Origin of the sequence: Acidovorax sp. CF316, assembly GCF_000276605.1 — a bacterium.
Lineage (GTDB): Bacteria > Pseudomonadota > Gammaproteobacteria > Burkholderiales > Burkholderiaceae_C > Acidovorax.
Window position 1 is genome coordinate 1 of sequence record NZ_AKJX01000239.1, and the last position, 7,860, is coordinate 7,860.

General features: G+C 68.0%; 4 protein-coding genes. 2 read left to right on the top strand and 2 right to left on the bottom strand.

Features of this window, described 5'->3' with window-relative positions:
* Positions 1-3,699, bottom strand: a 3,699-nt coding sequence (purL, locus tag PMI14_RS28245; RefSeq protein WP_035206173.1) for a phosphoribosylformylglycinamidine synthase, incomplete at its 3' end; no start/stop codon positions are given.
* Positions 3,700-3,842: 143 nt separating this feature from the next.
* Here purL and map point away from each other — a divergent pair.
* Complete coding sequence (map, locus tag PMI14_RS28250) at positions 3,843-4,658, top strand: type I methionyl aminopeptidase (protein ID WP_007859993.1); 816 nt, start codon at positions 3,843-3,845, stop codon at positions 4,656-4,658.
* 81 nt (positions 4,659-4,739) lie between these two features.
* Positions 4,740-7,331 (top strand): [protein-PII] uridylyltransferase, encoded by a 2,592-nt coding sequence (locus PMI14_RS28255; protein ID WP_007859995.1) that lies wholly within the window; start codon positions 4,740-4,742, stop codon positions 7,329-7,331.
* Positions 7,332-7,334: 3 nt separating this feature from the next.
* Here the strand turns inward: PMI14_RS28255 and PMI14_RS28260 are convergent.
* A partial coding sequence (locus PMI14_RS28260) for a molybdopterin cofactor-binding domain-containing protein (protein WP_007859998.1) occupies positions 7,335-7,860 on the bottom strand: 526 nt, incomplete at its 5' end.

Consider the following 7,860-nt stretch of genomic DNA (forward strand, 5'->3'; position numbering starts at 1 on the left):
GGCGATCGGCAGGCGGCTGCCGCTCATGCCCTGGAAGAACAGGCTCGGGGATTCGAGCACCTCCACCATCGACAGGCGGGCCTCGAAGCGCTCGCTCTGGTTGGTGGTGAAGCGCGGCCAGTCCTGCGCGCCGGGGATGATGTCGGCCAGCTCGGCAAACATCTGGCAGCCGTTGCACACGCCCAGGCCGAAGGTGTCCGTGCGGCCGAAGAAGCCCTGGAACTGCTCGGCCAGCACCGGGTTGAAGGTGATGCTGCGCGCCCAGCCGATGCCGGCACCCAGGGTGTCGCCATAGCTGAAGCCGCCGCAGGCGACCACGCCCTTGAAGTCCGCCAGTTGGGCACGCCCGGTCTGCAGGTCGGTCATGTGCACGTCGTAGGCCTCGAAGCCCGCCTCGGTGAAGGCATAGGCCATCTCGATGTGCGAGTTGACGCCCTGCTCGCGCAGGATGGCGACCTTGGGGCGCGCCAGGTTGAGATAGGGCGCGGCCACGTTCTCGGCGGGGTCGAACGCCAGGTGCACGTGCATGCCGGGGTCGGCCGGTGCGCCAGCGGCGGCGTGTTCGGCATCGGCATTGGCGGGGTTGTCGCGCTGCTGGCAGATCTTCCAGCTCACAGCATCCCACACCTGGTGCAGGTCGGCCAGGGGCGCGCTGAACACGGCCTTGGCATCGCGCCAGACCTGCAGCTCGCCCTTGCCGGCGTCGATGGGTGAAGACACGGGACGCGTCTTGCCCACGAAGTGGCTGAAGCGCGAGAGATTGTGCTCGCGCAGCAGCTGCATCACCTCGTTGCGCTCGGCGGTGCGCACCTGCAGCAGCACGCCCAGCTCTTCATTGAACAGCGCCTTGAGCGTCAATTCTTCGCGGCGCGCGCTGACCTGGGAGGCCCAGTTCTTGGCGTCGCCGGTTTCCATGCGGCTGTCGCTGATGCCGTCGCCCTCGGTGACCAGCAGGTCCACGTTGAGCGACACGCCCACGTGGCCGGCAAAGGCCATTTCGGCAGCGGCGGCCAGCAGGCCGCCGTCGCTGCGGTCGTGGTAGGCCAGGATCTGGCCCTTGGCGCGCAGTGCATTCACGGCGTTGACCAGGTTCACCAGGTCTTGCGGATCGTCCAGGTCGGGCACCACGTCCCCGCTCTGCTCCAGCGTCTGGCCCAAGATGCTGCCGCCCATGCGGCTCTGGCCCTTGCCCAGGTCCACCAGCACCAGGGTGGTGTCGGCTTCGGTGGCATCGAGCTGCGGCGTGAGCGTGCCGCGCACGTCGGCCAGGGAGGCGAAGGCGCTCACGATCAGGCTCACCGGCGAGGTGACCTTCTTCTTGTCGCCACCCTCTTGCCACTGCGTGCGCATGGACAGCGAATCCTTGCCCACGGGGATGGAGATACCCAGGGCCGGGCACAGTTCCATGCCCACGGCCTTCACCGTGGCGTAGAGCGCGGCGTCTTCACCGGGTTCGCCGCAGGCGGCCATCCAGTTGGCGCTGAGCTTGACGCGCGGCAGCTCGATGGGCGCGGCCAGCAGGTTGGTGATGGCTTCGGCCACGGCCATGCGGCCCGAGGCGGGGGCGTTGATGGCCGCCAGTGGCGTGCGCTCGCCCATGCTCATGGCCTCGCCGGCAAAGCCCTTGTAGTCGGCCAGGGTCACGGCGCAATCGGCCACCGGCACCTGCCAGGGGCCGACCATCTGGTCGCGGTGCGACAGGCCGCCCACCGTGCGGTCGCCGATGGTGATGAGAAAGCGCTTGGACGCCACCGTGGGGTGGGCCAGCACGTCGATCACGGCCTTTTGCAGCGGCACGCCCGTGAGGTCCATGGGCGCGAACTGGCGCTCCACCGTGGCCACGTCGCGGTGCATCTTGGGCGGCTTGCCCAGGAGCACGTTCATGGGCATGTCCACCGGGTTCTTCTGGTCGCCGCCGGCCACGGCCGTGTCGTCCAGCACCAGTTGGCGCTCTTCGGTGGCGGTGCCGATCACGGCAAACGGGCAGCGCTCGCGCTCGCAGAAGGCCTGGAACTGCGCCAGCGAGCCCGGGGCGATGGCCAGCACGTAGCGCTCCTGGCTCTCGTTGCTCCAGATTTCCTTGGGCGCCATGCCCGATTCTTCGAGCGGCACGGCGCGCAGGTCGAAGCGCGCACCGCGGCCGGCGTCGTTGGTCAGCTCGGGGAAGGCGTTGGACAGGCCGCCCGCACCCACGTCGTGGATGGCCAGGATGGGGTTGGCATCGCCCTGCGCCCAGCAGTGGTTGATGACTTCCTGTGCGCGGCGCTCGATCTCGGGGTTGCCGCGCTGCACGGAGTCGAAGTCGAGCTCGGCCGCATTGGTGCCCGTGGCCATGGAACTGGCGGCGCTGCCGCCCATGCCGATGCGCATGCCGGGGCCGCCCAGCTGGATCAGCAGTGAGCCGGCCGGGAATTCGATCTTTTGGGTGAGGCCGGCGTCGATCACGCCCACGCCGCCCGCGATCATGATGGGCTTGTGGTAGCCGCGCTGCACGCCGCCCACGTTCTGCTCGTATTCACGGAAGTAGCCCGCCAGGTTGGGCCGGCCGAATTCGTTGTTGAACGCGGCGCCGCCCAGGGGACCTTCGACCATGATCTGCAGCGGGCTGGCGATGTGCTCGGGCTTGCCGACCTCGCTGCCCCAGAGCTTGGAGACGGTGAAGCCGGTCAGGCCGGCCTTGGGCTTGGAGCCCCGGCCCGTGGCACCTTCGTCGCGGATTTCACCGCCCGCGCCGGTGGAGGCGCCGGGGAAGGGCGAGATCGCCGTGGGGTGGTTGTGCGTTTCCACCTTCATCAGCACGTGCTGGGTGGCTTCGCTCTTGGCATAGCCGACCGTGCCGGCATCGCCCATGCGCGCCAGGAAGCGCTCGACCGTGTGGCCTTCCATGACGGAGGCGTTGTCGGAGTAGGCGATCACCGTGTGCTGGGGTGCCAGCTGGTGGGTGTTGCGGATCATGCCGAACAGGCTCTTGTCCTGCGCCACGCCGTCGATGGTGAACTCGGCGTTGAAGATCTTGTGGCGGCAGTGCTCGCTGTTGGCCTGGGCGAACATCATCAGCTCGACGTCGCTCGGGTTGCGCGCCAGGCCCGTGAAGGCGTTGACCAGGTATTCGATCTCGTCCTCGGCCAGGGCCAGGCCGAAGCGGGTGTTGGCGGCTTCCAGCGCGGCGCGCCCGCCGCCGAGCAGGTCCACGTGCTCCATGGGCGCGGGCTGCAGCTCGGTGAACAGGGCGGCGCCGCCGCTGCGGTCGGCCACCACCGATTCGGTCATGCGGTCGTGCAGCAGGGCGGCGACCTGGGCCACCTGGTCGGCGGTCAGCTCGGGCGTGCCGCCCAGCAGGCCGGGCTTCAGGGCCACGCGGTATTCAGTGATGCGCTCCACGCGGCGGATGGCGATGCCGCAGTTGCGCGCAATGTCGGTGGCCTTGGAGGCCCATGGCGAGAGCGTGCCCAGGCGCGGGGTGACGACGATGACGGCACCGGTTTCGGGGCCCGCATAGGGGTCGCCGTAGGTCAACAGGGCCGCCAGGCGCTCCTGATCGCCCGCCGAGGGGGCCGTATCGGTGGCCACCAGGTGCACGAAGCGCGCAGCGATGCCAGTGATCTTGGGATGGATGGCCTCGAGGGCAGGCTGGAGTTGCTGGGCGCGAAAGGTGCTGAGGGCGTTGCCGCCCGCCAGCGTGGTCATGTGCAAGGTCACGGTAGCGGCCTGTTGGGGTGTGAGGGGTACGGTGGGCGCCGCCGCCATCCGGAAAACGCAGGCTTGGTGGCGGTTAGCCTCCCATTTTAACCGGCGGCGCCCCAGCGCATGCAGCATCCGGTCCGCAATGGGATAATCCCTGCATGAGCATCACCATCAAAAGTGCACAGGACATCGAGGGCATGCGCGTCGCCTGCCGCCTGGCGTCTGAAGTGCTGGACTACATCGCCCCCCACATCAAGCCCGGCATCACCACCAACGAGATCGACCGGCTGGCCGCCGAATGCATGGTCCAGCAGGGCACGATATCGGCCACGGTGGGCTACCAGCCGCCGGGCTACCCGCCCTACCCCGCGTCGCTGTGCACCTCGGTCAACCACGTGGTGTGCCATGGCATCCCCAACGACAAGCCCCTCAAGAAGGGCGACATCGTGAACGTGGACGTCACCGTGATCACCAAGGAAGGCTGGTACGGCGACAACAGCCGCATGTACCTGATCGGCGAGACCTCCATCGCTGCCAAGCGCCTGTGCGCCATGACCTTCGACGCCATGTGGCATGGCATTGTGCAGGTCAAGCCGGGTGCCCACCTGGGCGACATCGGCCATGCGATCCAGAAATTTGCCGAAGGCCTGGGTTTTTCCATCGTGCGCGAGTTCTGCGGCCATGGCATCGGCCAGCGCTTCCACGAAGAGCCCCAGGTACTGCACTACGGCAAGCCCGGTACGCTCGAAGAGCTCAAGCCCGGCATGGTGTTCACCATCGAACCCATGATCAACGCCGGCCGCCGCGAGGTGAAGGAACACGGCAACGACGGCTGGACCATCGTGACCAAGGACCACAGCCTCTCGGCCCAGTGGGAGCACACGGTGCTGGTCACCGAGACGGGCTACGAGGTGATGACGATCTCGGCCGGTTCGCCGCCTCTGCCGTCCTTTGTGACCGCCACAAAGACATAAAAAGTCAGCGGGAACCCCGCTGCGCACGACTCTTGCGTGGAACACTGCATGGCCATATCGACTGCAACGCCCCTATCGTCCATGACTGAAGTCCACGCCCTGCGGGACGCCTACCGCCGCGACAAGGCGGCGCTGATGGCCTCCATCCAGGCCACGGGTGCCTCCACGCGCGGTATCCGCGTGCTGCTGCGCAAGCTTTCCACCCTGGCGGGCAGCCTGCTGCAGGAGCTGTGGCGCCGTGCCGAGCTGCCGGCTGACCTGGCCCTGGTGGCGGTGGGCGGCTTCGGTCGCGACCAGCTGTTTCCCTACTCTGACGTGGACGTGCTGCTGCTGCTGCCAGACGACCGCGCGGCCGATGGCTGCAGCGTGCTGCGCGCGCAGCTCGAAGCCTTCATCGGCAGCTGCTGGGACGCGGGGCTGGAGATAGGCTCCAGCGTGCGCACCATTGCCGAGTGCCTGGCCGAATCGGCGGCCGACGTGACGGTGCAGACCTCACTGCTCGAAGCACGCCAGGTCTGCGGCAGCACCGAGCTGTTTGCGCAGTTCCAGGAACAGTACCGGGCGCAGATGGATCCGCAGGCCTTTCTGGTGGCCAAGACGCTGGAGATGCGCCAGCGCCACAACAAGTACGAGAACACGCCCTATTCGTTGGAGCCCAACTGCAAGGAGTCGCCCGGCGGCCTGCGCGACCTGCAGATGATCCTGTGGGTGGCGCGTGCCGCCGGCCTGGGCAGCACCTGGAAGGAACTGGCCGCCAACGGCATGGCCACGGCCTTCGAGGTGCGCCAGATCGAGCGCAACGAGGCCGTGCTGTGCCTGATCCGCGCGCGCCTGCACGCGGCGGCCGGCCGGCACGAGGACCGGCTGGTGTTCGACCTGCAGACCTCCGTGGCCGAGTCCTTCGGCTACCGCTCGCAGGCACCCGACGGCTCGCGCCTGCCCATGCGCGCCAGCGAGGCCATGATGCGCCGCTACTACTGGGCGGCCAAGGCGGTCTCGCAGCTCAGCCAGATCCTGCTGCTCAACATCGAGGAGGCGCTCAACCCCTCGGCCCACGAACTGCGCCCCATCAACGAGCGCTTCTTCGAGAAATCGGGCCTGATCGAGGTGGCCAGCGACGACCTGTACCTCAAGGACCCGCACGCCATCCTGGAGACCTTTCTGCTCTACCAGACCACGGTGGGGCTCAAGGACCTGTCGGCGCGCACCCTGCGCGCGCTGTACAACGCGCGCGGCGTGATGGACGGGGCATTTCGCAGCGACCCGGTGAACCGCACCGCCTTCATGCGCATCCTGCAGCAGCCGGCCGGCATCACGCATGCCATGCGGCTCATGAACCAGACCTCGGTGCTGGGGCGCTACCTGTGGGCGTTTCGCGGCATCGTGGGGCAGATGCAGCACGACCTGTTCCACGTCTACACGGTGGACCAGCACATCCTGATGGTGCTGCGCAACGTGCGCCGCTTCTTCATGGCCGAGCATGCGCACGAGTACCCCTTCTGCTCGCAACTGGCCGGCGGCTGGGACAAGCCCTGGCTGCTGTACCTGGCCGCGCTGTTCCACGACATCGGCAAGGGCCGCGGTGGCGACCATTCGCAGATCGGCGCCATGGAAGTGCGGCGCTTTTGCCGCCAGCACAAGGTGGACCGCGAAGACGGCCAGCTGGTCGAGTTCCTGGTCAGCGAACACCTGGCCATGAGCCGCATCGCGCAAAAGGAAGACCTGAGCGACCCGGACGTGATCGCCGCCTTCGCCAAGCGCGTGGGCAACGAGCGCTACCTCACGGCGCTGTACCTGCTCACGGTGGCCGACATCCGCGGCACCAGCCCCAAGGTGTGGAACGCCTGGAAGGGCAAGCTGCTCGAGGACCTTTACCGCGCCACGCTGCGCGCCCTGGGCGGGCGCGCGCCCGATGCCGCGGCCGAGGTCGAGGCACGCAAGCGCGAGGCCCTGGTGCTGCTGGCGCTGAGCGCCCTGCCCTTCGAGGCGCACAAGGCCCTGTGGGCCACGCTGGACGTGAGCTATTTCATGCGCCACGAGGCCGCCGACATCGCCTGGCACACGCGCCACCTGTCGCGCCACGTTGGCGCGCCGCGCGCCGTGGTGCGTGCACGCCAATCGCTGGCCGGCGATGGCCTGCAGGTGATGGTCTACGCGCCCGACCAGGAAGACCTGTTCGCTCGCATCTGCGGCTACTTCGACCGCGCGGGCTTCAGCATCCTCGATGCGCGCGTGCACACGGCCAACAACCAGCATGCGCTCGACACCTTCCAGATCGTGGCCGACGACCAGGCCGGCCACTACCGCGAGCTGACGCACATGGTCGAGAGCGATCTGGTGCATGTGATCGAGGAAGGCGGCCCCTTGCCCGAGCCCACGCGCAAGCGCGTCTCGCGCCGGGTCAAGAGCTTCCCCATCGCCCCGCGCGTCACGCTGCGCCCCGACGAAAAGGCCCAGCGCTGGTTGCTGGCGATTTCGGCCAGCGACCGCGCCGGCCTGCTCTACCTGGTGGCCCGGGTGCTGGCCCAGCACCACCTGAGCGTGCAGCTGGCCAAGGTCAGCACGTTGGGCGAGCGGGTGGAAGACACCTTTTTGGTGCAGGGCCCCGAGCTGCAGAACAACGCGCGGCAGATCCAGATCGAAACCGAGCTGCTGCGCGAATTGAGCGCCTGACGCTCAGACCACCGCAGGCAACTTGTCGAGCAGCTTGTCCAACGTGATCGGGTAATCGCGCACCCGCGCCCCCGTGGCATTGAAGACGGCGTTGGCAATGGCCGCGCCCACACCGCACAGGCCGAGCTCGCCCACGCCCTTGGCCTTCATGGGCGACGAGGTGGGGTCGGTCTCGTCCAGGAAGACCACCTCCTGGTGCGGGATGTCGGCATGCACCGGCACCTCGTAACTGGCCAGGTCGTGGTTGACGAAGAAGCCCTGGCGCTTGTCCACGGCCAGGTCTTCCATCAGTGCCGCGCCCACGCCCATGGTCATGGCGCCGATCACCTGGCTGCGCGCGGACTTGGGGTTGAGGATGCGGCCCGCGGCGCACACCGCCAGCATGCGGCGCACGCGGATCTCGCCGGTGGCCACGTCCACGCCCACCTCCACGAAGTGCGCGCCGAAGGTCGATTGCTGGAACTTCTTCTGCAGGTCGCCGTATTCCATGCTGTCCTCGGCCACGAGTTCGCCGTCCACGCCGTTGTGC